Origin of the sequence: Pseudomonas sp. 13B_3.2_Bac1, from assembly GCF_025466205.1 — a bacterium.
GTDB lineage: Bacteria > Pseudomonadota > Gammaproteobacteria > Pseudomonadales > Pseudomonadaceae > Aquipseudomonas > Aquipseudomonas fluorescens_H.
The window spans coordinates 43,709-70,529 of sequence record NZ_JANLOG010000052.1 but is presented as its reverse complement, the minus strand read 5'-3'; the positions used below and the strand labels follow the sequence as shown (position 1 = coordinate 70,529).

13 protein-coding genes are annotated in these 26,821 nt (G+C 62.5%); 7 read left to right on the top strand and 6 right to left on the bottom strand.

The features are described from left to right. Positions 1 to 45 precede the first annotated feature (45 nt). The 3 genes from dsbD to dsbG are packed head-to-tail and all read left to right on the top strand — an operon-like array spanning position 46 to position 3,394. Positions 46 to 1,779, top strand: a complete 1,734-nt coding sequence (gene dsbD, locus NTD85_RS08510; protein WP_103521870.1) for a protein-disulfide reductase DsbD — start codon at positions 46 to 48, stop codon at positions 1,777 to 1,779. Next, complete coding sequence (locus NTD85_RS08505) at positions 1,779 to 2,648, top strand: TlpA disulfide reductase family protein (protein ID WP_003226672.1); 870 nt, start codon at positions 1,779 to 1,781, stop codon at positions 2,646 to 2,648. The genes dsbD and NTD85_RS08505 overlap by 1 nt, the downstream gene beginning before the upstream one ends. Beyond that, complete coding sequence (dsbG, locus tag NTD85_RS08500; RefSeq protein ID WP_201136961.1) at positions 2,624 to 3,394, top strand: thiol:disulfide interchange protein DsbG; 771 nt, start codon at positions 2,624 to 2,626, stop codon at positions 3,392 to 3,394. Before NTD85_RS08505 ends, dsbG begins: the two co-directional genes overlap by 25 nt. A gap of 30 nt (positions 3,395 to 3,424) precedes the next feature. On the opposite strand, the gene NTD85_RS08495 is transcribed toward dsbG, so the two are convergent. From NTD85_RS08495 to NTD85_RS08485, 3 genes are all read right to left on the bottom strand, one after another. Next, complete coding sequence (locus NTD85_RS08495) at positions 3,425 to 4,459, bottom strand: ParB/Srx family N-terminal domain-containing protein (RefSeq protein WP_262141942.1); 1,035 nt, start codon at positions 4,457 to 4,459, stop codon at positions 3,425 to 3,427. Positions 4,460 to 4,636: 177 nt separating this feature from the next. Next, positions 4,637 to 5,461 carry an alpha/beta fold hydrolase gene (locus tag NTD85_RS08490; RefSeq protein ID WP_262141941.1) on the bottom strand — a complete coding sequence of 275 codons (825 nt, stop codon included), beginning with the start codon at positions 5,459 to 5,461 and terminating at the stop codon, positions 4,637 to 4,639. A 198-nt stretch (positions 5,462 to 5,659) separates the two neighbouring features. Then, the gene (locus NTD85_RS08485) at positions 5,660 to 18,658 is read right to left on the bottom strand and encodes a non-ribosomal peptide synthetase (RefSeq protein ID WP_262141939.1); all 12,999 of its coding nucleotides are present in this window, start codon (positions 18,656 to 18,658) and stop codon (positions 5,660 to 5,662) included. Positions 18,659 to 19,028: 370 nt separating this feature from the next. Here NTD85_RS08485 and NTD85_RS08480 point away from each other — a divergent pair, with 370 nt between their 5' ends. Next, complete coding sequence (locus NTD85_RS08480) at positions 19,029 to 19,583, top strand: RNA polymerase factor sigma-70 (RefSeq protein ID WP_003226680.1); 555 nt, start codon at positions 19,029 to 19,031, stop codon at positions 19,581 to 19,583. A gap of 134 nt (positions 19,584 to 19,717) precedes the next feature. Here NTD85_RS08480 and NTD85_RS08475 read toward each other — a convergent pair whose 3' ends face one another. From NTD85_RS08475 to NTD85_RS08465, 3 genes are all read right to left on the bottom strand, one after another. Next, positions 19,718 to 20,731, bottom strand: a complete 1,014-nt coding sequence (locus NTD85_RS08475; protein ID WP_262141938.1) for a GNAT family N-acetyltransferase — start codon at positions 20,729 to 20,731, stop codon at positions 19,718 to 19,720. 84 nt (positions 20,732 to 20,815) lie between these two features. Next, entirely contained in the window at positions 20,816 to 21,613 is a 798-nt protein-coding gene (locus tag NTD85_RS08470) for a substrate-binding periplasmic protein (RefSeq protein WP_262141937.1), read from the bottom strand. Positions 21,614 to 21,706: 93 nt separating this feature from the next. Beyond that, positions 21,707 to 22,330, bottom strand: a complete 624-nt coding sequence (locus NTD85_RS08465; RefSeq protein WP_045122564.1) for a TetR/AcrR family transcriptional regulator — start codon at positions 22,328 to 22,330, stop codon at positions 21,707 to 21,709. A 183-nt stretch (positions 22,331 to 22,513) separates the two neighbouring features. Here NTD85_RS08465 and NTD85_RS08460 point away from each other — a divergent pair, with 183 nt between their 5' ends. From NTD85_RS08460 to atuC, 3 genes are read left to right on the top strand one after another with little or no spacing between them, the layout of a single operon-like run. Beyond that, the gene (locus tag NTD85_RS08460; RefSeq protein ID WP_262141936.1) at positions 22,514 to 24,304 is read left to right on the top strand and encodes an acyclic terpene utilization AtuA family protein; all 1,791 of its coding nucleotides are present in this window, start codon (positions 22,514 to 22,516) and stop codon (positions 24,302 to 24,304) included. A 12-nt stretch (positions 24,305 to 24,316) separates the two neighbouring features. Beyond that, complete coding sequence (locus NTD85_RS08455) at positions 24,317 to 25,186, top strand: SDR family oxidoreductase (RefSeq protein ID WP_201136957.1); 870 nt, start codon at positions 24,317 to 24,319, stop codon at positions 25,184 to 25,186. A gap of 3 nt (positions 25,187 to 25,189) precedes the next feature. After that, on the top strand, positions 25,190 to 26,806 hold the full coding sequence (atuC, locus tag NTD85_RS08450) for a geranyl-CoA carboxylase subunit beta (RefSeq protein WP_262141935.1): 1,617 nt from the start codon (positions 25,190 to 25,192) through the stop codon (positions 26,804 to 26,806). The last annotated feature ends 15 nt before the right edge of the window (positions 26,807 to 26,821 follow it).

Below are 26,821 nucleotides of genomic sequence, written 5' to 3'. Positions count from 1 at the left end.
CCATCCACCATTGTGCCCACACTTGCACAGGGACAAGGCTCCTCCATGCGTCATTTTTTTCTTTTGTTTGCGCTGCTGATTTCCGGCCTGGCCCAGGCCGGAAACAATCCATTCGAGACCAAACCGGAGTTTCTGCCGGTCGACAAAGCCTTCGTGCTGACTTCCGAACGCCTTGAATCCGGGGAAACCCAGTTGTTCTGGCAAATCACCGACGGCTATTACCTGTACCAGAAACGCCTGAAATTCGACGGTTTGCCGGCCGAGCAACAGCCGGCATTGCCCGAGGGCGAGTCGCACAGTGACGAGTTCTTCGGTGAACAACCAGTGTATCGCCAGGGGCTGGAAGTCAAAGTCCCGGCCTCGGCCAGCGGTCAGATCAAGGTCAGTTACCAGGGCTGTGCCGATGCCGGCCTGTGTTATCCGCCGCAGACCCGGGTCATCGATCTGGGCGGCAAAGCGACGCCGACAGCCAGTGCCGAAGCGCCGGATCAGGCCTTGGCCAGCAGCCTGCAACAACGGGCGCTCGGCTGGAGCCTGCTGGTGTTCTTCGGCCTCGGCCTGTTGCTCGCGTTTACCCCATGTTCGTTGCCGATGCTGCCGATTCTGGCGGGCATGATAGTCGGTAGCGGTGCCACCCCACGCCGCGGTTTCGCCCTGGCCAGCAGTTATGTGATCTGCATGGCACTGGTGTATGCGGCGATGGGGGTGATCGCCGCCCTGCTCGGCGCCAACCTGCAGGCATGGCTGCAAAATCCGTGGCTGCTCGGTGCGTTTGCCGCAGTGTTTGTGGTGCTGGCGCTGCCGATGTTCGGCTTCTTTGAATTGCAGTTGCCGGTGGCCTTGCGTGATCGCCTCGAACACGCCTCGCGCAGTCGCAGCGGTGGCAGCCTGATCGGTGCCGGTGTACTCGGTGCGTTGTCCGGTCTGCTGGTTGGCCCGTGCATGACCGCGCCACTGGCCGGCGCTTTGTTGTACATCGCGCAAAGCGGCAATGCGCTGCACGGTGGTTTGATTCTGTTTGCGCTGGGCATCGGTATCGGGGTGCCGCTGTTGCTGCTGGTGACCGTGGGCAATCGCTTCCTGCCGAAACCTGGCGCGTGGATGAATCTGCTCAAGGGCATCTTCGGTTTCCTGTTCCTGGCCACTGCGCTGCTGATGTTGCGCCCGGTGCTGGACGCCTCGTTGTGGCTGGGCCTGTGCGGCGCGCTGCTGCTGATCGCCGCGTTCTGTGCCTGGAAGCAATCGGAAGGCTTCGGCCGGGTCGCCCAGGTGTTCGGCGCCAGTTCGTTGCTGCTCGGCTTGTGGGGCAGCCTGCTGCTGATCGGTGCTGCCGGTGGCAGTGACGATCCGTATCAGCCGTTGCAGGTGTACAGCGCCGGCCGGGTCGCCAGCGCCACGCCGAGCGGGCATGAGGCGTTTACCACGATCAAGGATCCCGCAGCCCTGCAACGCGAACTGGATAGCGCCAAGGCTCAGGGCCAATGGGTGCTGCTCGATTACTACGCCGACTGGTGCGTGTCGTGCAAAGTCATGGAGAAACAGGTGTTTGGCAAGGACAAGGTCATGCAGGCGCTGAGCGATGTGCGCCTGCTGCGCCTCGACGTCACCGCCGACAATGCCGCCAGCCGCGAACTGCTCGGCCGCTACAAAGTCCCGGGGCCACCGAGTTTTGTCTGGATTGGCGCCGACGGCGAAGAACGGCGTAGCCAGCGCATCACCGGCGAGGTCGATGCCGATACATTCCTGCAACGCTGGACCACCACTCGAGACGCCAACTGATGCTGACGTTCACCCTCGGCACCTTCGCCATCGCGCTTAACCACCTGCTGTTGATCAGTGCCTTGGCGCTGGCGACCTTTGTCGGCTGGCGGGTGGCCAAGCGTGGCGGCGATAACCCCGAGTCGGCGCTGTTCAGCCTGTTCCTGTTGGGCATGCTTGCGGCGCGCGTGGCGTTTGTCGCCCTGTATTGGGGGCACTATCGCAACGACCCGTGGCAGATCATCGACCTGCGCGACGGCGGTTTCCTCGCCTGGCCGGGGGTGATCGTACTGCTGCTGGCTGCACTTTATCGCGGCTGGCGCCGCCCGGGCCTGCGTCGGCCACTGGGTTTTGGTGTGGCCAGCGGCGTGCTGTTCTGGCTGCTGGCGACCCTGTCGCTGAACATCTACGAGCAAGGCACGCGCCTGCCGGAAATCACCCTGCGTAACGCCGCCGGCGAGACCATCCAGCTCAGCGACTATCAGGGCGGCCCGCTGGTGATCAACCTCTGGGCAACCTGGTGCCCGCCCTGCCGGCGTGAAATGCCGGTGCTGGAAAATGCTCAACAACAACGCCCGGACCTGACCTTTCTGTTCGTCAATCAGGCCGAAAGCATGCAAAGCGTTGCCACCTTCCTCGAAACCCAGGGCCTGAGCCTGAACAACGTGCTGTTTGACCGCAGCGGTCGACTGGGTCAAGCCGTGGGTTCCATGGCGTTGCCGACTACGCTGTTCTACAGCCCTGACGGTCGCTTGCTGAGCAGCCACCTGGGCGAACTGTCGAACGCCAGCCTGGCCCGCGCCCTGGAAAACTTCGACATCCCGAATCCAACCGCCGCACCGGCCACCTCTGCAAGGAAACTGCCATGCCCCGCCTCCGCCACCTGCTGACGTTGACTCTGGGCACTGCCCTGCTGCACCTGCCGTCGGTTCAGGCCGCCGAAGAATTGCCCGCCGCGATCAAGCAGATCGAAGCCAAGGGCGCGAAAATCGTCGGCCAGTTCGACGCGCCGGACGGCTTGCGCGGTTATGCAGCGCAGTACCAGAACCGTGGCATGGCGCTGTACCTGACACCGGACGGCCAGCACGTCTTGCTCGGCAATCTGTACGACGCCGACGGCAAGGACTTGAGCAGTGAGCCGTTGCAGAAACTGGTCTACGCGCCGATGGCCAAGGAAATCTGGGGCAAGTTCGAAGCCAGCAACTGGATTCAGGACGGCAACAAGGATGCACCGCGCACCGTGTACCTGTTCAGCGATCCGAACTGCCCGTACTGCAACATGTTCTGGGAACAGGCGCGGCCATGGGTCAAGGCCGGCAAGGTGCAGCTGCGGCACATCATGGTCGGGATCATCCGCGAAGACAGCCCGGCGAAATCCGCTGCACTGCTGGCCGCGAAAGATCCGGCCAAGGCGCTGGAAGACCATGAGAAGGCTGGCAAGGCCAGCACACTCAAACCCTTGAAAGACATCCCGGCGGCAGTTCAGACCAAACTCGCGGCGAACATGCAGTTGATGGAAGACCTGGAATTGCAGGCGACTCCGGCGATTTTCTACATGGATGACAAGGGTGAGCTGCAACAGCAGCAAGGGGCACCTTCGCCGGAGAAACTGGCGAAGATTCTCGGGCCGAAATAACCGGCGCTGGCTCCTGCACGCACTCAACCATCACCACTCACAAGGTTGGCAACGACCGATGATGTCTTCCAGATCATCGGTCACACCCTGTTCAGTCAGGAATCGCGTGACCTCAGCACTCCACTCATGATCCGAGGCAATCCCGGCCCATGTGTGGGTGCCGGCTCTAAGATAAGGGCGGTCATCGAACGTGTTGATCAGTGCCTGATTCAACGTTCGCACATCAAAATCCGGATTTTTCGCGCTTTGCACCGTCAGCGAGTTCAACACTCGTTGTTGGGTTTCTTCGCACAGTTTCACCGGACGGGCATCGATGGAACTCACGACGAGAAACGTAGGTTTAACGTCCTCGGCGAGCGCCGCATGCAAGCGGTAATGCCCGTCAATAATCACGTAAGAACACAATCCACCGATATACCAGAGCAAGATTGGAGGCAAGCTGCCTTCTCTGGCTTTTTTGCGCCACCATTTCAGCCGGCCCGCCAGCGGATCAACCGTGTGCAAACCAATCACATGGCCAAGATCCCAATCGAGCCAGTGCACGGTTTGCGGCTGCACGTTGTCGAGAATGCCATCGCCGTAAACGTACCACCTGGGATAATGGCTTGGCTGCTGCGGCGGCGTGCAGAAAAACCAGCCGCTGACACCTTCACGCTGTTTACCGCGCATAGCCGTGGGCACCATCGGGCGTACGACCCAATGGCCGGGATAAAGAAAATCAGCCTGAGTTTCCATCAACTTGTTGATGAAGTAGCGACACCAGTTTCGTAGGCGTTGATCGGACGGGAGATCAAAGTGCTCCTGAACGTCAGCCGAGCCGATGGCGGGGACAGGGGCTGACTCCAGCAAGGGCTGCGGGTTGCGCACCAGCCACGCACCGTAATATGAAGTGGCGAGAGTGCCCCAGAGCAGCGGGATATCATTCAGCATCAACTTTAATCGGTTGTTGTTCCCGCTTGATAGATGAAGCGGCGGTTTGCTGAACCCCGGACGATTGACCTCAAGGCCCAGTCCAATCCAACTGTCCTTGAAATCCTCGAGATCCCGCCAATAAAACTGGCTCACATCAGTCCCTTCTAAATGTGTTTGCGCGCAGAAGTATTTCAGATTCAGGTTCTTTTGGCGCCTGAATTGGCAACTTCGCGAGCAGGCTCACTCCTACAAGGAGTACAGGGTGCAGGCCAACTCCAAGCACATCTCAAACCCTGAGCGGCCAAGTGAACCGTGGCTGCAATCTTTTTATCATGAGCGCTGCGAGTTGCGCTCAGCCAAAAAAGTAAACAACACCTCGTTCACAAACTGCGGATTCTCCAGACTGGAGATATGCCCCGCCTCCGGCACCAGCACCCACGGGCAACCGATCAGTTCGGCCATTTCCTTAGCCTCTGACGGTGGCCGTGGTTTGTCCTGGTCGCCGCACAGCACCAGGGTGGTCGCGGCGTTCAGCTCGCCCAGACGCGGCAACAGGTCATCACGGCTGAACGTGATTCGGCCCATCGGCACGATGCTTTCGCGCAGGCGGTCCGTGGTGTAGGCCGCCAGTTTGGCGCGGAAGTCCTGATACAGCGGCGACTGCGGATCGATGCCCGGACGGAAGAAGATCGGCACCACGATGTCGAGTAACTGTGGCGCAATCTCGCCGCTTTCCTCGATCTGCTTGAACAGCGAGAAATAGTATTGACGGGTAGGCTCAGGCTCGACGCCGACGTAGGTGTCCATCAGCACCAGCCCGTTGATCCGCTGCGGGGCCGACAAGGCCAGCCGCACGCCCCACATGCCGCCGACCGACAGCCCCGCCAGCGTTATCTGCTCGATCTGCAGGTGATCGAGCAAGGCCTCGACCTGTCGTGCGATGTCATCCAGCGAGGTGGTGTCTGGCGGCAAGCGCCCGGATTCGCCGTGGCCCCACAGGTCCAGGGCAATCACCCGGTAGTGCGGCGACAGCGCAGCGATCTGGGGTGCCCACATGGCCGTGTCCCACAGATAACTGCCGGCCAGCAACACGGCTGGCCCGGTGCCTTGATCAATGTAGTGCAGCGCTTGTCCGTCAACCGTGAAGAAAGGCATCGACCACCCCCGCGACAAAAAAGAGAACCGGCAGACTGAGCTGCCGGTTGTTGATCGTCAACCTAGGAAATGATGCGGTGTGTGTTGATGCTACTGACGCCTTCGCGAGCAAGCTCGCTCCCACATTGGTTCTGCGTACACAGTACTAAATGTGGGAGCGAGCTTGCTCGCGAAAGGGCCAGTGCAGGCACTAGAGAATCAAAGCCCTTCCAGCTCCGCCATCAGATCATTCAAGCGATCCACCTTGTCCTCGGTCATGTCACTGGCCGAAAGGCCTTCGATGTACTCGGCCAGTTCCTGCACCGTGCTGCATTCGAACATCGCCCGCAGCGGCACATCGCGTTGCAGGGTTTTCTGCACCCGCGAAGCGATCTGCGTGGCCAGCAATGAATGTCCGCCCAGCTCGAAGAAGTTGTCGCGCACGCCGACCTTGTCGACCTTGAGCACTTCGGCCCAGATGTCGGCCAGGGTCTGCTCCAGTTCGTTGCGCGGGGCCAGGTAGTCCTCGCTCTGCAACTGACCGATCTCCAGCGCCGGCAGGGCCTTGCGGTCGAGTTTGCCGTTGGCGTTGTGCGGCAACTGATCCAGCCACAACCAGTGCAGCGGCACCATGTATTCCGGCAGTTCGCTGCGCAGGCGTTGCTTGATCCGCTCCAGACGTTCGCTCGGGTTGAGCGCCGAATCCGCCGCGACCAGATAGCCGACCAAGTGCTTGCCATTCACGCCTTCCTGCACGCCGACCGCCGCATCGCGGACTTCCGGTTGTTCGTGCAGACGCGCTTCGATTTCACCCAGTTCAATCCGGTAACCGCGAATCTTCACCTGATGGTCAACCCGGCCAACGTACTCCAGCACGCCGTCACTGCGCCGCCGCGCGAGGTCACCGGTGCGATACAGACGCTCGCCCGGCGCGCCGAACGGGTTCGGCACGAACACCGGCGCGGTGCGCAGCGGATCGCTGACGTAACCGCGACCGACACCCGTCCCCGCTACGCACAACTCACCCACAGCGCCCAACGGCACCAGTTCCAGCGCGCCATCGACCAGGTACAGCACGTTGTTGTCGGTCGGCGTACCGATCGGCAAATAGCTGCCGCGAGTCGAGGCCAGGTCAACGCGGAAGAACGCCACGTCATCCGAGCACTCCGCCGGCCCGTAAGCGTTGACCAGACCGATGTCCGGGTAACGCAGCAGCCACTGGTGCGCCAGTTCCGGCGGCATCGCTTCACCGGTCGGCAGCATCCAGCGCAGGCCGTCGAGGCTCAGGCGATCGGAGGCGAGCATGCCCTGAATCAGCGACGGCACACTCTCGAGCACGGTGATGCCCTGCGCCTGCACATGCACCAGCAAGCCCTGCGGATCGTGGGCGATGGTGTTCGGCACAATGTCCACCCGCGCGCCGAACAACGGCGCGGCGAGGAACTGCCAGACCGAAATATCGAAGCTTTGCGAGGCGGTCTGCGCGATCACGTCGGCGTCCGTCAATTTCAGGTACGGCACCTTGCTCAACTGGTTGTTGAGCATGCCGCGCTGCTCGACCATCACGCCCTTCGGCAACCCGGTCGAACCCGAGGTGTAGATCACGTAAGCGAGGTTATCCGGGCCACTGTGGATACCGAGGTTTTCCGCGGAGGTCGCCAACGCCTGCACCTCTTCCCAGACCAACAGCCGTGGACGGTTGGCGCAGCTGAATTCATCGAGCAAGGTCTGCGCCTGTTCGCGACAGGCTTCGCTGCACACCAGCACCGGCGTGCGGCTCAGCTCGATGATGCGTTGCAGACGCTGGCTCGGCAGGCCCGGGTCCAGCGGCAGGTAACCGGCACCGGCCTTGAAGCTGCCGATGATCATCCCCAGCAGATCGAGATTACGCTCGGCCAGCAACGCCACCGGTTGATCCATCTGCACCCCGGCCGCAACCAGTGCATGACCGAGACGGTTGGCATTGTGGTTGAGCGCGGCATAGCTCAGTTGCTGATCAAGGCAAGTGGCGGCGATGCGCTGCGGGTGCGCCGCGACCTGCGCTTCGAACAGCGCCACGTAGCTCTGCTCCAGCGGATAGTCGTGGGCGCTCTGGTTGCAGCCGTGCAGCAGGAAGTCCTGCTCATCAAAGCCCAGCAGCGGCAGATCGGCCATGTCGCCGTGGAAACCCTCGACCAGCGCCAGCAGCAGGCGCTTGAACTCGCCGAGCATGCGCTCGATGGTCGACTCGTCGAAGTAACGCTGGTCATACGACAGATGCAGACCGAGGTCATCGCCCGGGTAGCACACCGCCGTCAGCGGGAAGTTGGTGTGGGTGCGACCGGAGTCCGAAGTCGCATTGAGGCTCTGCGCGCGGTCCAGTACCGAGACTTCCACCGGGGCATTTTCGAACACGAACAGACTGTCGAACAGCGGCTGGCCTTTCGGCAGTTCACTCTGCTCCTGAATGTTCACCAGCGGCAGGTATTCGTACTCGCGCAGCTGCATGTTGCTGTCGAGCAGGCCGCTCAACCACTGGCGCACACTGGCGCGCTGATCGTCCGCCGGGATCTGCACCCGCAGCGCGATGCTGTTGATGAACAGGCCGACGGTGCGTTGCATCTCCGGCATTTCCACCGGACGCCCGGCCACGGTCACGCCGAACAGCACGTCGCGATCACCGCTCAGGCGTCGCAGCACCAAGGCCCATGCCGCTTGGGCGAAGGTGTTGATGGTCAGTTGATGGGCCTGGGCCAGCTCGCGCAGACGGGCGCCATCTTCAACGTTGAGACGGGTATAGCGATCACCGACGATCATGCCGCCGCTTTCGCCGGCGTGTTCGCGCAGGAACGGCCGGTCGCTCGGGATCGGCGTGGTGCGTTCGAAACCTTGCAGGTTCTGCTGCCACCACTGGCGTGCCTCGGCCAGGCTCTGGCGTTGCAGCCAGCCGATGTAGTCGCGGTAACGCGGCGGCACCGACAACTGTGCCTCGCGACCTTCACCGAGGGCGGTGTAGATCTCGAAGAAATCGTTCATCAGCAGCGAGCGGCACCAGGCATCAATGAGGATGTGGTGGTTGCTCATCATGAACCAGTAACGCGCTGCGCCGACCTTGATCAAACGCAGGTGGAACGGTGCCTGATTGAGCAGATCGAACCCGGCCTCGCGCTCGCTTTTCAGCAGCGCCTGCAGCTTCGGTTCTTGCTCTTCTTCGGCAACGGCGCTCCAGTCCAGGTACTCGATCGGCGTGCGACCCGGGCTGTGGATCACTTGCAGCATGTCTTCGCCGACATTCCAGCAGAACGACGCACGCAGCGCTTCATGACGGGCGACCACCGCTTGCCAGGCCTGGGCGAAACGCTCGGGATCAAGCTCGCTGTTGATGCGATAGCGATCCTGCATGTAATACAGACCGGTGCCCGGTTCGAGCAAGGTGTGCAGCAACATGCCTTCCTGCATCGGCGTCAGCGGATAGACGTCTTCGATCTGCGCCGCCGGCACCGGCAGTGCATCGAGTTGCGCCTGGGTCAGTTTCGCCAGCGGGAAGTCCGACGGCGTCAGGCCACCGGCCTGGTCTTGCAGGCAATGTTCGATCAGGCTTTGCAGCTCGCCGAGGTAGGCGTCGGCCAGATCGTTGATGGTTTGCGCCTCGTAACGCTCGGCGCTGAAAGTCCAGCGCAACAGCAGTTCGCCGCCATAGACCTGACTGTCAATGCTCAACTCGTTGGGCAACGGCGCCTGTGGATCGTGGGCCGCACCGACCGGCTCGTCCAACGGACGGAACAGCGCATCGCTGGCGAAACTCTGGTCGAACTGGCCGAGGTAGTTGAAAGTCACCGGAGCATTCGGCAACGCCGCCATGCTGCGCTGGCTGAGGTCATCGGCCAGATAACGCAGCACGCCATAACCGAGGCCTTTGTGCGGTACCGCGCGCAGTTGCTCCTTGATCACCTTGATCGAAGCGCCCTGCCCGGCGGCCTCTTCGATGTTGTGCGGGGTCAGGCGTAATGGATAGGCGCTGGTGAACCAGCCGACGGTGCGAGTCAGGTCGATCTCGTCGAACAGGGTTTCGCGGCCGTGGCCTTCCAGTTGAATCAGTGCCGACGGCTGACCGCTCCAGCGGCACAGCACACGGGCCAGCGCGGTCAGCAGCAGATCGTTGACCTGCGTGCGGTAGGCGCGCGGCGCCTGTTGCAGCAGTTGTTGGGTACGCTCGGCATCCAGGCGCACGCTGACGGTTTGCGCGTGACGATTCTGCTGTCCGCCCTGCGGGTTTTCGCACGGCAGGTCGGCGCTCGATCCAGCCAGTTGGGTCTGCCACCAGTTCAGTTCCTCGCGCAGCGATTCGCTGCCGGCATAGGCCTGCAAACGTGCCGCCCAGTCCTTGAAGGCACTGGTTTTCGCCGGCAGTTTTACCGACTGCTCGGCATCGAGCTGGCGGTACACGGTTTGCAGATCGTCGAGCAATACGCGCCACGACACACCGTCGACCACCAAGTGATGGATCGCAATGAACAGGCGTTGCTGCCCTTCGGGACCATCCACCAGCAAGGCGCGCAGCAGCGGGCCGTTCTGCAGATCGAGACTGCGCTGAGCATCGGCGAACAGCGCTGCGCACTGGTCCATCGCCGCCACCCGCACCTGCCACAACACCCCGGCGTCGGACACCGGTTGATGCGTTGCTTGCCATTGATCGTTGGCCTGAGTGAAGCGCAGACGCAGGGCGTCGTGCTGCTCGATCACCGCCAATAGCGCTTGCTCCAGACGATGCGGTTCCAGCGCCACGCTCGGCTCCAGCAGCAGCGCCTGGTTCCAGTGCTGACGCTGAGGAATATCAGTGCCGAAGAACCAATGCTGAATCGGCGTCATGGCCGACTCGCCGACCACCAGTCCCTGCTCGGCAGTGACTTGCTCGCTGCGGCTGGCCACGGCGGCCAGGGTCTGCACCGTCTGATGCTGAAACAGATCCCGCGGGCTGAAATGAATGCCCTGTTGCCGCGCACGGCTGACCACTTGAATCGACAGGATCGAGTCACCACCGAGTTCGAAGAAGTTGTCGTTGAGACCGACCTGCTCGACGTTAAGCACCTCACACCAGATCTGCGCCAGGGTCTGCTCCAGCTCATTGCTCGGGGCGACGTAGTGCTGACGGTTCAGCTCGGGATCCGGTGCCGGCAAGGCGCGGCGGTCAAGTTTGCCGTTGGCGGTCAGCGGCATGCTCGCCAGCAGGATCAGGTGCGTCGGCACCATGTAATCCGGCAGTTGTGCCTTGAGGTGCGACTTCAGCGCTTCACGCAACTCGGCTTGTTGCGCTTCGCCCTGCTCGGCGACTTCGCTGACCAGATAACCCACCAGTTGTTTGCCGCTCGGTGCATCCAGCGCCAGCACCACCGCTTCGCGGATCGAGTGGTGATCGAGCAGACGGGTTTCGATCTCGCCCAGTTCGATGCGGAAACCACGGATTTTCACCTGATGGTCGATCCGTCCCAGGTATTCCACCAGACCATCGGTACGCTGGCGCACCAGATCGCCGGTGCGGTACATGCGTCCGCCATCGGCGGCAAACGGGTCCGCCACGAAACGCTCGGCGCTGATGCCCGGACGGTCGTGATACCCCTGCGCCAGACCGGCGCCGCCGACGAACAACTCACCGGTCGCGCCTTGCGGCACCAACGCCAGATCGGCGTCGAGAATGTACGCCACCCGGTCACCGATCACGCTGCCGATCGGCACGCTGCCAGCGCCCTCTTCCAGCACCTCTGGCGCCAGACTGGCCAGTGGCATGACCACTGTTTCCGTCGGGCCATAGGCGTTGAAGAACAGGCTCGGTTTAAACGCGGCACGAATCCGTTGCAGGTGCTCGCCGGTCAGCGCTTCGCCGCCGGTGATGATCATCCGCACCGGCAGAGTTTCATTCTGCGTGGCGAGGAACTGCGCCAGCTGGCTGCCGTAGCTCGGGGTGAAGCCGAGCACATTGATCCGATGGGTGCGGATCAAGCCGCAGATTTCTTCCGCATCCCACTGCCCTTGCGCTCGCAGCACCACTTGCGCGCCGCTGAGCAACGGCACCAGCAGACGCTCGGTGGCGGCGTCGAAGTTGATCGAATAGAAGTGCAGCTCGCAGTCGTCCGGGCGCATGCCGAAACGTTCGATCACGGCCTGGCAATGCATGGCGATTTCACCGTGGGACACCACCACGCCTTTCGGCTTGCCGGTCGAACCCGAGGTGTAGATCAGGTACGCCTGATGCTGCGGCAGGCTGATAAAGGGCAGCTCAGTGGCCGGGTAATCCGCCAGCGCGGCGCTGTCGTCTTCCAGGCACCAGCGCGCCACGTTCGACGGCAGATCGCCAAGCGCATTGAACATCGCGCGGTCGCTAAGCAGCAGACCGATGCGGCTGTCTTCGATCATGTAGTGCAGACGGTCGAGCGGGTATTCCGGGTCCAGCGGCACGTAAGCGCCGCCCGCCTTGAGGATCGCCAGCAGGCCGACGACCATTTCCAGCGAACGCTCCAGCGCCAGACCGACCCGCACTTGCGGACCGACCCCACGCTCACGCAGGGCCCAGGCCAGGCGATTGGCCCGCGCATCAAGTTCGGCGTAGCTCAAGGTCTGGCCGGCGAAGGTCAGCGCCGGTGCATCTTTGCGCGCCAGCGCCTGCTCGGCGAACAGATGATGGATGCACTGATCGAGACGACGCTCGCCCGGTTCGACACCGAGGCTGTCGAGCAGTTGTTGCTGCTCGGATTGGTCGAGCAGCGGCAACTGGCTCAAACGCTGTTGCGGGTCGGCGATCAACGCTTCCAGCAGGTTGCGCCAATGCTTGGCCATGCGTGCGATGGTCGGTTCATCGAACAGATCGGTGCTGTACGTCAGGCAGCAACCGAGGCGATGGTCGAGGTCGGTGACTTCCAGGTTGAGATCGAACTTGGTCGCTCGCGCATCGTTGGCCAGGTACTCGACGGTCATCCCGGCGAGCATGCGGCTCTGCTGGAACTCCCAGCGCTGCACGTTGCACATCACCTGGAATAGCGGGTTGTACGCCGCGCTGCGTGGTGGTTGCAACGCTTCGACCAGATGGTCGAACGGCAGGTCCTGATGCGACTGGCCCTCAATCACGGTGTGACGCACTTGCTCGAACAACTCGCCGACCGACATCTGCCCGTCGAGCTGGCAACGCAGCACTTGGGTATTGAGGAATGCACCGATCAGCCCTTCGCTTTCCGGGCGGATACGGTTGGCCACCGGCGCGCCGATACGCAGGTCGGTCTGACCACTGTAGCGGTAGAGCAAGGTGGCGAGCGCGGCGGTCATGGTCATGAACAGGGTCAGACCGTTTTGCGCATTGAACGCACGGACGCGGGCGGCAAGATCGTCGCTCAGGTCGAAACGGAACAGCTCGCCCTGGTGGCTTTGCACCGGCGGACGCGGACGGTCGCCGGGCAGTTCCAGCAGCGGATGTTCGCGACCCAGTTGCGCGGTCCAGTAGTCGAGTTGACGCTGACGTTCACCGGACTCCAGCCACTGCCGTTGCCAGACGCTGTAGTCGAGGTACTGCACCGGCAACGCTTCGAGCGGCGAGTCGCGGTCATCGACAAAGGCTTCGTACAACGCGCTGAGTTCGCGGGCAAAAATATCCATCGCCCAGCCTTCGGTGACGATGTGGTGGAGGGTCAGCACGAAGTAATGCTCCTGCTCGGCGGTCTTCACCAGACAGGCGCGCAGCAGTGGGCCGCTTTCCAGATCGAACGGCAGATGCGCTTCGTCATCGGCCAGTTGCTGGACTTTCTGTTCACGCTGGTCAGCCGGCAGTTTCGAGAAATCTTTCCAACCCATGCGCACGCCGGTCTCGGCATGCACCTGCTGACGGGCCACGCCATCGACGCTCGGGAACGTGGTGCGCAGGGTTTCGTGGCGCAGGATCAGCGCCTGCAAGGCCGCCTCGAAATGCTCGACATGCAACACGCCGCGCAAGCGCGCCATGCCGCCGACGTTGTACGCCGGGCTGTCCGGCTCCATCTGCCAGAGGAACCACATGCGTTGTTGCGAATAGGACAGCGGCACGACTTGGCGGCGATCGACTTTGGCAATCGGCGGCTGCTGGTTGGTCTGGCCGCTGGCCTGGATCAGGCGGATCTGTTCGGCGAAGTCGCCGAGTTCGCTATGCTCGAACAACGCGCGCAACGGCAACTCGACGTCACAGGCCTGGCGGCTGCGCGAGATGATTTGCGTGGCCAGCAACGAGTGTCCGCCGAGGGCGAAGAAGTCGTCACGCAGACCGATCCGTGGCAGACCCAGCACTTCGCGCCAGATCGCGGCGATCTGTTGTTCCAGCTCGGTGACCGGTTCGACATGTTCACGCACTTTCCACTGCGGGTCGGGCAAGGCGCGGCGGTCGAGCTTGCCGCTCGGGCTCAGGGGCATTGCGTCGAGGCGCATCAGTTGCGCCGGGACCATGTATTCCGGCAGTTCGGCGGCCAGTGCGGTTTTCAGACGAGCGATTTGCGCGTCCTGATCTTCGCGGGCATCGATGGCGGTGAAGTAGCCGATCAATCGCGCGCCAGCGGCGGTTTCCCGCACCAGTACCACGGCTTGAGCGACGCCGTCCTGGGCCAGCAGGCGCGCTTCGATTTCTTCCGGCTCAACGCGGAAACCACGCAGTTTGACCTGCTGATCGAGACGCCCGAGGTATTCGATCACGCCGTCAGCGGTCCAGCGTGCACGGTCACCGGTGCGGTACAGACGTGCGCCCTGCTCGCCCAGTGGATCGACCACAAAGCGCTCGGCAGTCAGCGCCGGGCGACCGAGGTAACCCCGGGCCAGACCGATGCCGCTGATGCACAGTTCGCCCGGCACACCGGCCGGCACCGGATTGAGATCGGCGTCGAGCACGCGGCAGATCACGTTGCCCAGCGGCCGGCCAATCGGCGAGCGCTCGCCGTCGGCGCTGGTGCAGTGCCAATGGGTGACGTTGATTGCGGTTTCGGTCGGGCCGTAACGGTTGTGCAGTTGCACCGCCGGCAGTTGCGCCAGCACGCGGTTGCGCAGTTCTGCCGGCAGCGCCTCACCGCCGGAGAATAACCGGCGCAGGCTGGTGCATTCGGCGCTCAGCGGCTCGTCGATGAACAGCGCAAGCAGCGGCGGCACAAAGTGCAACGTGGTCACACCGTATTCCTGCACCAGTTGGGCGATGCGATGCGGATCGCGGTGTTCACCGGGGCCGGCGATCAGCAGACGTGCGCCAGTGATCAGCGGCCAGAAGCACTCCCACACCGACACGTCGAAACTGATCGGCGCCTTTTGCATCAGCACGTCGCTGTCGTTCAGGCGGTAACTGTGCTGCATCCATTGCAGACGTTCGGCCAACGCGGCGTGGGTGTTGCCGACGCCTTTCGGTTGCCCGGTGGAGCCGGAGGTGTAAATCACGTAGGCGAGGTTGTCGCCATGCAGGTGCAGACCCGGCGCCTGGCTCGGCCAGCTCTCCAGATGCAGCGCGTCCATGGCGATCACGCTGACGCCGTCGCTGGCCGGCAGACGGTCGAGCAATGCGGTCTGGGTCAGTAGCAGTTCGACGCCGCTGTCGCTGAGCATGTAAGCCAGGCGCTCGGCCGGGTAATCCGGGTCCAGCGGCACATACGCGCCACCGGCCTTGATGATCGCCAGCAGACCGATCAGCAGTTGCGGCGAACGCTCGGCAGCAATCGCCACGCACACATCCGGGCCGACACCTTTGTCGCGCAGATAATGCGCGAGGCGGTTGGCCTGGGCGTGCAATTCGGCGAAGTCGAGACTGCCGCCGTCCCACACTAGCGCGGTGCGTTCCGGGGTCTGCCGCGCCTGTTCGTTGAGCAGTTTTGGCAGCCATTGTTGCGCCGGCGTACACGGCGCGACGCTCCATGCCTGCTGCTGTTCGTGCTCACACGGAGTCAACATTGGCAGGTCGCCGATTGCCTGTTGCGGCTGTTCGCAAACGGCGCGCAGCAGGTTGCTGAAGTGTTCGGCCAGACACGCGATGGTCGCTGCGTCGAACAGCTCATCGGCGTAGTCGAAGGACAGGGTCAGGCGCCCGTTGCGATCTTCTTCGCTGTGCAGTTGCAGGTCGAACTTGGCCTCGCGGCTGTGCCACGGCAACTCTTCGGCGAGCAGACCCGGCAGGCGCTTGAGCGCACTCAAGTCGCGCTGCTGATGGTTGAACATGACTTGGAACAGACCCTGCTCGCGGGCCTGCGGGAACGCCTCGAGCAGTTGTTCGAACGGCAGATCCTGATTCGCCTGAGCGCCCAGTGCAGCGTCGCGGGTCTGCGCCAGCAACTCGACAAATGACAGCCGAGAATCAACCTCGGCGCGCAGCACCTGGGTGTTGATGAAGAAGCCGATCAGGCCCTGGGTTTCCAGGCGCGGACGGTTGGCGTTGGGGATGCCGATGCGGATATCGCGCTGACCACTGTAGCGGTGCAGCAGGCTCTGGAAGGCAGAGAGCAACAGCATGAACGGCGTCGATTGATGCGCCTGCGCCGTCTGCTTGATCGCATCGCTGAGGCTGACGCCGAGGCGCACACTGTGGCGCGCAGCGCTGTGCAATTGTTTGGCCGAACGCGGATGATCGGTGGCCAGTTCCAGCACCGGATGCTCGTCGCCCAGTTGGGCTTTCCAGTACGCCAGTTGCCGCTCGCCCTCACCTTGCGCCAGCCATTGGCGCTGCCAACTGCCGTAGTCGGCGTATTGGGTCGGCAGCGGCGCAAGTTCGGCGCGCTGGCCTTGGGATGCCGCAGCGTACAGGCGCGAGAATTCGTCGATCAGCACATTCAGCGACCAGCCGTCGGCAATGATGTGGTGCAGCGTCACCAGTAACTGGTGATCTTCGTCGTCGAGACGCACCAGCGTCACCCACAGCAGCGGGCCTTTTTCCAGGTCGAACTGGGTGCGCGCTTCGTCCTCGCGGATCTGTTGCGCGCGGGCTTCACGCTCGTGCGCCGGCAGGTCGCTGATGTCGATCAGTTGCAGGTTGAATTCAGGTGCGGCGTCGACTTGTTGCAGCGCCACACCGTCGCGTTCGAAGAAACGTGTGCGCAGGGATTCGTGGCGCTCGATGAGTTGCTGGAAGCTCGCACGCAACGCGTCTTCGTCCAGCTCGCCGCGCAGACGCAAGGCGCCGGGAATGTTGTAGGCGCTGCTTTGCGGGTCGAGTTGCCAGGTGATCCACAGCCGGTTTTGCGCCAGCGATTGCGGCAGTGCTTCGCTACGCGACAAGGTGGTTATTGCGCCTTGGGCGCTGCCGCCGTCCTGTTGCTGCTGCGCCACGGCAGCGGCGAATGCGGACAGGGTCGGGGCTTCGAACAACAGGCGCAGATTCAGCTCCAGCGCCAGTTCTTCACGCACTCGGGCGATCACTTGCGTGGCGGCAATCGAGTTGCCGCCGAGCAGGAAGAAGTGGTCGTCGGCACCGACCTGTCTGACGCTGAGTTGTTCGGCCCAAATCTTGCCGATCAAGGCTTCCAGCTCGGAGGCTGCCAGGGTCGATTCGGTACTTTGCACCTCGGCGGACGGGAACACCGCGTAGCTGTCGAGGCTGCCATCGGCCAGACGATTGCGGCACGCCGAGCGTTGCAGCTTGCCGCTGGACGTCTTCGGCAGCGCGCCCGGATTGAGCAGCACCACCACGCTCGGCGCTTGTTGATAGGCCTCGGCCACCGCTTGGCGAATGGCTTTGATCAGCGCTTCCGGCGGCAGGATTTTTTGCACGCTGCGGCTGATTTCCGCGGCGATGCCGATGCCGTCTTCGCCGTCCTGAGTGACCGCGAATGCTGCAACGCGGCCCTTGCGCACCACCTCCACTTCGCTCTCGACAGTCTTCTCGATGTCCTGCGGATACAGGTTGTGGCCGCGCACGATGAGCATGTCTTTCAGGCGACCGGTGATGAACAGTTCACCGTCGCGGCTGAAACCCAGGTCACCCGTGCGCAGCCAGGTGCGGCCGGCGTGCTGGACGAAAGTCTTGGCACTGGCCTCGCGATTGCGCCAGTAGCCGTGGGCGATGCTCGGGCCGGTGGCCCAGACTTCGCCGACCGCATTGTCATTGAGTTCTTGCAGGCTGCTCGGCTCGACGATCAGCACCGCATGCTCCGGCTGGCTGATGCCGCAACTCATGATCGGGCTGCCGTCGCCCGGCTCGGCACGATTTTGCGCCAGCGCCTGATCATCGACGCGCAGCGCAGGAATTCCGGTTCCACGGGGGGTGCCGGCGACGAACAGGGTCGCCTCGGCCAGACCGTAGGAGGCCATGAAGCTGTCTTCACTGAAGCCGCACGGGGTGAACTTCTCGGCGAAGCGTTCAAGGGTGTCGAGGCGGATCGGTTCGGAGCCGGAATAGGCCACGCGCCAGCGGCTTAGATCAAGGCGTTCCAGCGCCGATTCGCTGACCCGCTCGCTGCACAAACGATAGGCGAAATCCGGCCCGCCACTGATGGTGCCACCGTATTGGCTGATCGCTTCGAGCCAGCGCAACGGGCGGCCAAGGAAGTACGCAGGTGACATCAGGATGCACGGCACGCCGCTGAAAATCGGTTGCAGCAGGCCGCCGATCAGGCCCATGTCGTGGTACAGCGGCAGCCAGCTGACGATCACGTCATCGGGGTTCACGTCGATGCCGAAACCGTGACGAATCAGCAGCTCGTTGGCCACCAGATTGCCGTGGCTGACCTGCACACCTTTGGGCAACGCGGTGGAGCCGGAGGTGTATTGCAGGAAAGCAATGTGATCTTGCGGCAGAGCCGGCTCAACCCAGCGTTCAGCCTGCGCGCTGTCGAGCGTATCGACGCACAGCAACGGCGGCGCACCTTCGATTTGCTGCAAGGCATCGCGCAGGTCGGCGCTGGTCAGCAGCAGGCGCGGCTCGGCGTCCGCGATGATCGACAGCAGGCGTTCCTGATGATGACGACGGGCGGACTCCGGCGGATAGGCCGGCACCGCAATCACCCCGGCGTACAGACAACCGAAAAACGCCGCGACGTAATCCGCGCCGCTGGGAAACAGCAGCACCGCGCGATCACCGAATTCAGCCTGGGCCTGCAACGCGGCAGCAATGGTCCGCGCGCGCTGATCGAGTTCGCGGTAACTGAGCACCACGCCCTGCTCCTCGGTTTCGGCGAGAAAGCGCAGGGCCAGTCGATCCGGCGTCTGTGCCGCACGGCGCTGGAGGGCTTGGACCAGAGTGCTGGGGAGTTCGAACGCGTCGGTCATGAGGTTTCCTGCCTGAATTCGGCTTGCTAAATGGAATCGGGTTGCTGCGTCACGCCAGTCGAGGGCGTGCAGGGCGCGGTCTGTGCCGACCGCGCGAGGCTTGGGAATGCTGTCTGGCCGGGGCTGTGCGCCCGAAGCCATTCACCAATGAGAACGGATGACGTCTGGAAATAATTAGTCGGCGCGCAGGATCGCCAACGGGGGCCGAGGTGTGGCGGTGTGTCGCAGTTCTCGATTCGCACCTTTACGGAGCATTAGTTCTCTTTCTCAATTGACAATCATTATCATTCAACATAATTTGTCGCTCGATGTGTAGGACGGCCCCGTCCCCCAGGCGTCCCACTAACCTATTGGCAGCAAGGTGATTTCCATGACGGAACAAGTATCCACAAGCAGGTGCGATTCACCGCTACTTCAGGCCTTCGTCGACAATCGACTGATTCTGGTGAAGATTGCAGCCCGCATTACCGGCTGCCGTTCGCGCGCCGAAGACGTGGTTCAGGATGCGTTCTTCCGGCTGCAGTCGGCTCCACCGATCACGTCGTCAATCAAGGCTCAATTGAGTTACCTGTTCCAGATCGTGCGCAATCTGGCCATCGATCACTACCGCAAACAGGCGCTGGAGCAGAAATACGCAGGCCCGGAAGAGGAAGGGTTGAACGTGGTCATTCAAGGCGCTTCGCCAGAAACCTCGCACATCAATTTCTCGACACTGGAACACATCGCCGACGCGCTGACCGAACTGCCCAGCCGTACCCGCTACGCCTTCGAGATGTATCGCCTGCACGGGGTGCCGCAAAAGGACATCGCCAAGGAACTCGGCGTCTCGCCGACCCTGGTCAACTTCATGATTCGTGATGCGCTGGTGCACTGCCGCAAGGTGTCGGGCAGTCGTGGGGATGCGGCTTCGATGGGTCGTCGCTAAGCCCTGAATTCGGCGTCAAGCCATTCGCGAGCAAGCCCGCTCCCACATTTGACCGGCATACACAGGTCGATGGGGGAGCGGGCTTGCTCGCGAAGGCAGACTTGAGACCGCAATAGATCCCAGGCCTTGTCACCTCACGCCAACTTGCACCGATCGAAAAACCGCTCACGCCCCAGAATCATCAGCGCCGCACGCTTGTGCGGGAAGTCGAATTCCTTCTCGCAGTGGAAGCACTGGTTGTGCATGTGGCCGATCATCTTCGCGTTGTCGGCACGCGGTTCGGCAACCACGCGCTGAGTGCGCGGATCATCCAGAAACAGGTAGTGCACCAGGGCCGACAACCAACTCGCGACTTTGTGCGGGCCACGGTGATTCTCCTCCCCCACCAGCATGTGAATGCCACGGTCGTAATTGTCGGCGTCGTAGAACGGCGCGATACGATCTTCCTTGGCCCAGTAGGCTTCGAAATAGGCAAACGGCTGATCGTCGAAACAACCGATCAGCGTCAGGGTGTGCGGATCGGCGTCGAGTTTGCTCAGGTATTCGCGATGCTGCTCAAGACTGCCCTCCTCCTGCCAGAAACTGGCGACCCGCGGACTGTTCTGCCAACGGTTGAAGCGCGCCAGATCCTGCTCGATTTCCACCGTGCGCAGGGAAATCCACGCACCGAGACGCGCATCGAAGCGCCGATAGACTTCACCGCGCGGCTTCACCGGGCGCAGCGGATGGCGCTTGCCCTGGCTGATCACCATTTGCTGCGGGTAGCTGCCGCTCAACGAGGTGCCGAGCCATGGCTGCGGCAGTTGCCAGAACAGTGTGCGTTCGCAGCGATACTCACCGGCCACCTCGGTACTCACCAGCAAACCGCTGAGCAAGGCTTCGGTGGGTCGCTGATCCAGCTGCCAGAGCAATTGCTGGCGCTCCGGCTCACGGGCGAACAACCAGTAACAGGCCGCCCACAACGCCAGGCCGGGCGGCAGGGCAAAACGCTCATCGAGCTGAATCGGGCCGTTGCCGTCACGATCCATACGCAGGCGAATCAGCGGCTGCCCGTCCAGGCTCAGGCTCAGACGGCTTTCAGTTGCATCGGCTACCAATTGGCTGCCCGAAGGCAAGTCCAGGGCAGTCAGGTCATTCAGATTGGACATGGGTCGGGCTCACGATAATCGTCGACAGTTCAACGATGGGACGTGAGCCAAGGGAGGAAATTTAGCCGCCGGGGTGAAAAACGCTCAGGGCTGCGGCACCGGCACCACGGCAATCTTGTACGGCTCGAAGATTTTCAGCATCTGGCCGTTGTTGCGCAGCCCCTGCAGTAACTTGCTGAACGCCTCGCCGGTGATCGGTGCGCTCGGGCGCAAAATGGCGTAGTGGTGATAAATCTGATCGATGCGCTGCGACACCAACAGCTCGTCTTTAACCTTTTCGTTGCGCTTCAGATAATCGAACAGGTATGAGCGCGTCACCAAGGCAATGTCGGCGCGCCCGCGCAGGACCATCAACAGGTTGCTGTCGTGGGAATAGGTCAGCGTGGCGTTGAACGTATCAGCAAGGTATTTGGGATCGGCATTGAAGTTGGCGAACTCATAGTGATAACCGCTGTATAGCGCCAGGCGCTTGCCCTTGAGATCGGCGAAATAGTTTTCCTGGCGAGCATCTTTGCGTTGCGCGACAAAAATCTCGGCATCTTCCAGGCCCATATCGACCGTGGTATGTGGAATGTCCTTCCAGCCCCACTCGGGGTTTTCGAAGATGGCCATGTCGGTGCGACCTTCCTTCAGATCGCCGAAACGCCGGGGAATCGAGGTCGGTACCAAGACAAACTGATAGTCCGACTGCAACGCGTTGAGCGCTTCGACCAATTCCGGCAGCAGCCCGGTATCGGCGCCGCTTTCCGGGCGAATGGTGTAAGGGGGAAAGTGCGCGGCGCCCACTCGAACCAGTTGCGCCGCCTGCGCAGGCAACCCTGAAAATGCCGTCAGCGCGACGAGTACCAGACCCGTGGCCGTCCGAATTGGCGAAGACTTCAAAACACCCCACTCCCCGAAAAAATACCGATCAATGCATTCAAGCTAGGCGGTTTCGCCCAGTTAGCCAGTTTCCCGACCTTATAGAAAAATGGGTTAACGCTCTTCGAGCACCAGAATCAGCGCTTCATCGGCCAACTGATCGAGGCTCAGGCTACCGCCGGCACGGAACCAGGTGGTGGTCCAGGACAGCGCGCCGGTGAGAAAACGTCGGGTAACGAATACATCGCCACGGATAAAACCGGCCTCCTTGGCTTCCCCCAGCACCTGCAGCCAGATGTCCTCGTAGACGTCGCGCAGGGCCAGCACCCGGGCCTGACCGTCTTCGGACAACGAGCGCCATTCGTAGACCAGCACCGCCATGGCTTCGCCGCTGCCGCCCATGATCGATTGCAATTCGCAGCGGATCAGCGCCAGCACCCGCTCGCGGACATTGGTGGCTTCGGCCAGCGCGGCGCGCATCAGCGCGGTGTTGTAGCGGATGGTCTCCTCCATCACCGCCCGGAGGATTTCATCCTTGCTTTTGAAGTGATGAAAAATGCTCCCGGACTGAATCCCCACCGCCCCCGCCAGGTCACGCACCGTCGTGCGCTCGTAGCCCTTGTTGCGGAACAGGTGAGCCGCCACTTGCAGCAGTTTGCCGCGGGCACTGTCAGGGTCGGTCAACTGGCCCTGGTCGACCAGTTCGCGCATGACCCTCAGGGCTTTTTGCTCGTCCACCCGTTCTCTCCTACAGTCGATCAGTCTGTTGCCCCCTGAACACGCAGGGTTGCGCGCAATTTAAGCCGCGGGCCGCAACCAAGCAAGCGCTTGGGCAGAAGATATTTCAGTGGTTTACAAACCAAGCGCTTGCTTGGTAGCCTCCAGCCACTTCTGTCGCAGGTTCCTGAGTCGGAGATAAAAATGCCCACCACCGTTCGGATCGGATGCGCCAGCGCATTCTGGGGTGACACCAGTACCGCCGCCGCACAACTTGTGGCCGGCGGACAGCTGGATTATCTGGTGTTCGATTACCTGGCCGAGATCACCATGTCGATCATGGCCGGCGCCCGTATGAAGGACCCACAGGCCGGGTTCGCCGGGGACTTCGTCGAAGTGCTCGCCCCGCTGCTGCCGCAACTGGCTGAACAGAAAATCCGCGTCATCAGCAATGCCGGCGGGATCAATCCAAAAGCCTGTGCCGCCGCCCTGCAAGCCGCCTGCGACAAGGCCGGGGTCAAGCTGAAAATCGCCGTGCTGCTCGGCGACGACCTGCAACCGCAATTCAAGCAACTTGCCGCCCAAGGCATCCACGAAATGTTCAACGGCGCGCCGCTGCCGCCGATGTGCGTATCGACCAACGCCTACCTCGGCGCACCGGGCATCGTCGAAGCCCTGCGTCTGGGCGCCGACATCGTCATCACCGGGCGCGTGGTCGACAGCGCGGTGGTCAGTGCGGCGCTGGTGCATGAGTTCGGCTGGGCGTGGCACGACTACGACAAACTGGCCCAGGCCGCGCTGGCCGGGCACATCATCGAATGCGGCGCGCAATGCACCGGTGGCAACTTCACCGACTGGCGCGACGTGCCGGATTACGAACACATCGGTTTTCCCATCGTTGAAGTCAGCGCCGACGGCCAGTTCATCGTCAGTAAACCCGAAGGCTCCGGCGGATTGGTGACGCCGCTGACGGTTGGCGAGCAGATGCTCTATGAAATCGGTGATCCGCAGGCGTATCTGTTGCCGGATGTGGTCTGCGATTTCACTCAGGTCAAACTGCAGCAACAAGGCAAAAACGCCGTGCACGTCCACGGCGCCAAAGGCCTGCCGCCCCGCGACAAATACAAGGTCAGCGCGACCTGGCCGGACGGTTTCCGCTGCACCGCCAGTTGCCTGATCGCCGGTATCGATGCGGTGGACAAGGCCCGGCGCGTCAGCCAGGCGATCATCGACAAGACCTCGGAAATGTTCAGCCAACGCGGCTGGCCGCCCTACAGCGAAGTCGACATCGAACTGCTCGGCAGCGAAGCCACTTACGGCCCTCACGGCCAGCGTCGGGACAGCCGCGAGGTGGTGATCAAACTCGCCGTGCGCCATCCACTGAAACAGGCGCTGGTGCTGTTCTCTCGGGAAATCGCCCAGGCCGCCACTGGCATGGCACCGGGACTGACCGGCATCGTCGGCGGACGGCCGACGGTGTATCCGTTGATTCGCCTGTTCTCGTTCCTGATCGACAAAAACGCCTGCACCCTGCAAGTCGATATGGCCGGTGAACAGCACCCCTGCGCCCTGCCCGCGAAAATCCCCCTCGACAGCCACGATCTGCCCACCCCCGACCAGCCACCGAAACCCCAGGGCCGCGCCGACGCCAGTGTGCCGTTGGTGAAACTGGCGGTGGCGCGCTCCGGCGACAAGGGCAACCACAGCAACATCGGCGTCTTGCCGCGCCGCCCCGAATACCTGCCGTGGATCGCCGAAGCGCTGACGCCGGCAGTGATTGTCGACTGGATGAGCCACGTGCTCGACCCGATTCATGGCCGGGTCGAGCGCTGGTACCTGCCCGGCACCCACAGCCTGAATTTCCTGCTGGAAAACGCCCTCGGTGGTGGCGGTGTCGCGAGTCTGCGTATCGATCCACAGGGCAAGGCCTTCGCCCAGCAGTTGCTGGAAATCCAGATCCCGGTGCCGCAGAGCATCGCCGAACAGCTCGACTAGAGGATTCGCGTCATGGCTTATGAGTCAATTTTCCGTGCCGATCTGTTCAGCGGCCAGAACATCATCGTCACCGGTGGCGGCAGCGGTATCGGGCGCTGCACCGCCCATGAACTGGCGGCGCTCGGGGCCAATCTATTGCTGGTCGGGCGCAAGCCGGAAAAACTGCAAAAGGTCGCCGCTGAAATCACCGAAGACGGTGGCCGCGCGCACTGGCAAGCCTGCGACATCCGTGATGAGGAAGCGGTGAAACAACTGGTCACTGAGTTGATCGCCGAACACGGGCCGATCCACGGTCTGGTCAACAATGCCGGCGGCCAGTACCCGTCGCCACTGGCCTCGATCAATCAGAAAGGCTTCGAAACCGTGCTGCGGACCAATCTGGTCGGCGGCTTCCTGATGGCCCGGGAAGTGTTCAACCAGTCGATGAGCAAGCACGGTGGCAACATCGTCAATATGCTCGCCGACATGTGGGGCGGCATGCCCGGCATGGGCCATTCCGGCGCGGCACGTTCGGGGATGGACAACTTCACCAAGACCGCCGCGTTCGAATGGGGTTACGCCGGGGTGCGGGTCAATGCAGTGGCGCCGGGCTGGATCGCGTCCAGCGGCATGGATACTTATGAGGGCGCGTTCAAAGCAGTGATCCCGACCCTGCGCGAACATGTGCCGCTCAAGCGCATCGGTACCGAATCGGAAGTCAGTGCGGCGATCGTTTTCCTGCTCAGTCCGGCGGCGGCGTTCATCAGCGGCAGCACCTTGAAAATCGATGGCGCGGCCAGTCTCGGCAGCCGCGCATGGCCGTTGCACAAGGCGAGCCACAGCGAGTCGTTCAACGGTTTCCATCGGGCGTACTTGCCCGACGTCCTCAAGGACAAGGAGTAAGCCATGCCGCAGATCCAGTCCCAACTCGATCCGCACAGTGAGGCCTTCGCTCGCAATCAGGCGGCGATGCTCACGGCCATCGAGCACGTCCAGCAACTGGAACAGAACCTGCTGAACAAGGCTGCCGAAGCCAAGGCCAAATTCGACAAGCGCGGGCAACTGCTGCCCCGCGAACGCCTGAATCTGCTGCTCGACCCCGGCGCACCGTTCCTCGAACTGGCGAGCCTGGCCGGCTACAAACTGCACGACGACAAGGATGGCAGCGCCGCCGGCGGTGGCCTGATTGCCGGCATCGGTTACGTGTCCGGCATACGCGCGATGGTGGTGGCCAACAACAGCGCGATCAAGGGCGGCACCATTTCCCCGACAGGCCTGAAAAAGTCCCTGCGCCTGCAACAGATCGCCCAGGAAAACAAACTGCCGGTGATCACCCTGGCCGAGAGCGGCGGGGCCAACCTCAACTATGCCGCGGAGATTTTCGTCGAGGGTGCGCGCAGCTTTGCCAATCAGGCGCGCATGTCAGCCATGGGCCTGCCGCAAATTACCGTGGTGCATGGTTCGGCCACGGCGGGTGGCGCGTATCAACCGGGGCTGTCGGATTACGTGGTGGTGGTACGCGGCAAGGCCAAGCTGTTTCTTGCCGGGCCGCCGCTGCTCAAAGCCGCGACGGGCGAGGTCGCCACCGATGAAGAGCTGGGCGGCGCCGAGATGCACGCGCAAGTCGCCGGCACCGCCGAGTACCTGGCCGAGAACGATGCCGATGGCGTGCGGCTGGTGCGCGAGATCCTGCGCATGCTGCCGTGGAACGAGCAACTGCCGTGGCTGCCCGAGCCGCAATACAAGGCGCCGCTGTACCCGATCGACGAACTGCTCGGACTGATCCCCGACGACCCGAAAAAGCCCTATGACGTGCGCGAAATCATTGCGCGGATTGCCGATGAATCCGAGTTCCTTGAGTTCAAGGGCGAGTTCGATCAACACACCGTTTGCGGCCAACTGAAAATCCACGGTCGCGCCTGCGGTTTGATCGGCAACAACGGCCCGATCACCCCCGCCGGGGCGAGCAAGGCCGCGCAGTTCATTCAGCTGTGCGACCAGAGCCAGACGCCGCTGCTGTTTTTCCACAACACCACCGGGTTCATGGTCGGCACCGAGTCCGAGCAGCAAGGCGTGATCAAACATGGCTCGAAACTGATTCAAGCGGTGGCCAATGCCCGAGTGCCTAAACTGACGATTGTCGTCGGCGGTTCCTACGGTGCCGGCAATTACGCGATGTGCGGGCGCGGTCTCGATCCACGCTTCATTTTTGCCTGGCCCAACAGCCGCACCGCGGTGATGGGCGGCGCGCAGGCCGGCAAGGTGCTGCGCATCGTCACCGAGGCCAAACAGCTCAAAGAGGGCTTGGTGCCGGACCCGAAAATGCTCGACATGCTCGAACAGGTCACCGCGCAGAAACTCGACAGCCAGTCCACCGCGCTCTACGGCAGCGCCAACCTGTGGGACGACGGCCTGATCGACCCACGCGATACCCGCACCCTGCTCGGATACCTGCTGGATATTTGCCATGAAGCCGACATCCGCACGCTGCAACCCAACAGCTTCGGCGTCAGCCGCTTCTGACTGCCACGGATCCCA

What these genes read in the sequence shown, in the direction of transcription:
- NTD85_RS08475 (WP_262141938.1), bottom strand. Translation starts at nt 20,731, where the DNA reads ATGTCCAATCTGAATGACCTGACTGCCCTGGACTTGCCTTCGGGCAGC.
- dsbD (WP_103521870.1), top strand. Translation starts at nt 46, where the DNA reads ATGCGTCATTTTTTTCTTTTGTTTGCGCTGCTGATTTCCGGCCTGGCC.
- NTD85_RS08490 (WP_262141941.1), bottom strand. Translation starts at nt 5,461, where the DNA reads ATGCCTTTCTTCACGGTTGACGGACAAGCGCTGCACTACATTGATCAA.
- NTD85_RS08485 (WP_262141939.1), bottom strand. Translation starts at nt 18,658, where the DNA reads ATGACCGACGCGTTCGAACTCCCCAGCACTCTGGTCCAAGCCCTCCAG.
- NTD85_RS08455 (WP_201136957.1), top strand. Translation starts at nt 24,317, where the DNA reads ATGGCTTATGAGTCAATTTTCCGTGCCGATCTGTTCAGCGGCCAGAAC.
- NTD85_RS08480 (WP_003226680.1), top strand. Translation starts at nt 19,029, where the DNA reads ATGACGGAACAAGTATCCACAAGCAGGTGCGATTCACCGCTACTTCAG.
- dsbG (WP_201136961.1), top strand. Translation starts at nt 2,624, where the DNA reads ATGCCCCGCCTCCGCCACCTGCTGACGTTGACTCTGGGCACTGCCCTG.
- NTD85_RS08460 (WP_262141936.1), top strand. Translation starts at nt 22,514, where the DNA reads ATGCCCACCACCGTTCGGATCGGATGCGCCAGCGCATTCTGGGGTGAC.
- NTD85_RS08505 (WP_003226672.1), top strand. Translation starts at nt 1,779, where the DNA reads ATGCTGACGTTCACCCTCGGCACCTTCGCCATCGCGCTTAACCACCTG.
- atuC (WP_262141935.1), top strand. Translation starts at nt 25,190, where the DNA reads ATGCCGCAGATCCAGTCCCAACTCGATCCGCACAGTGAGGCCTTCGCT.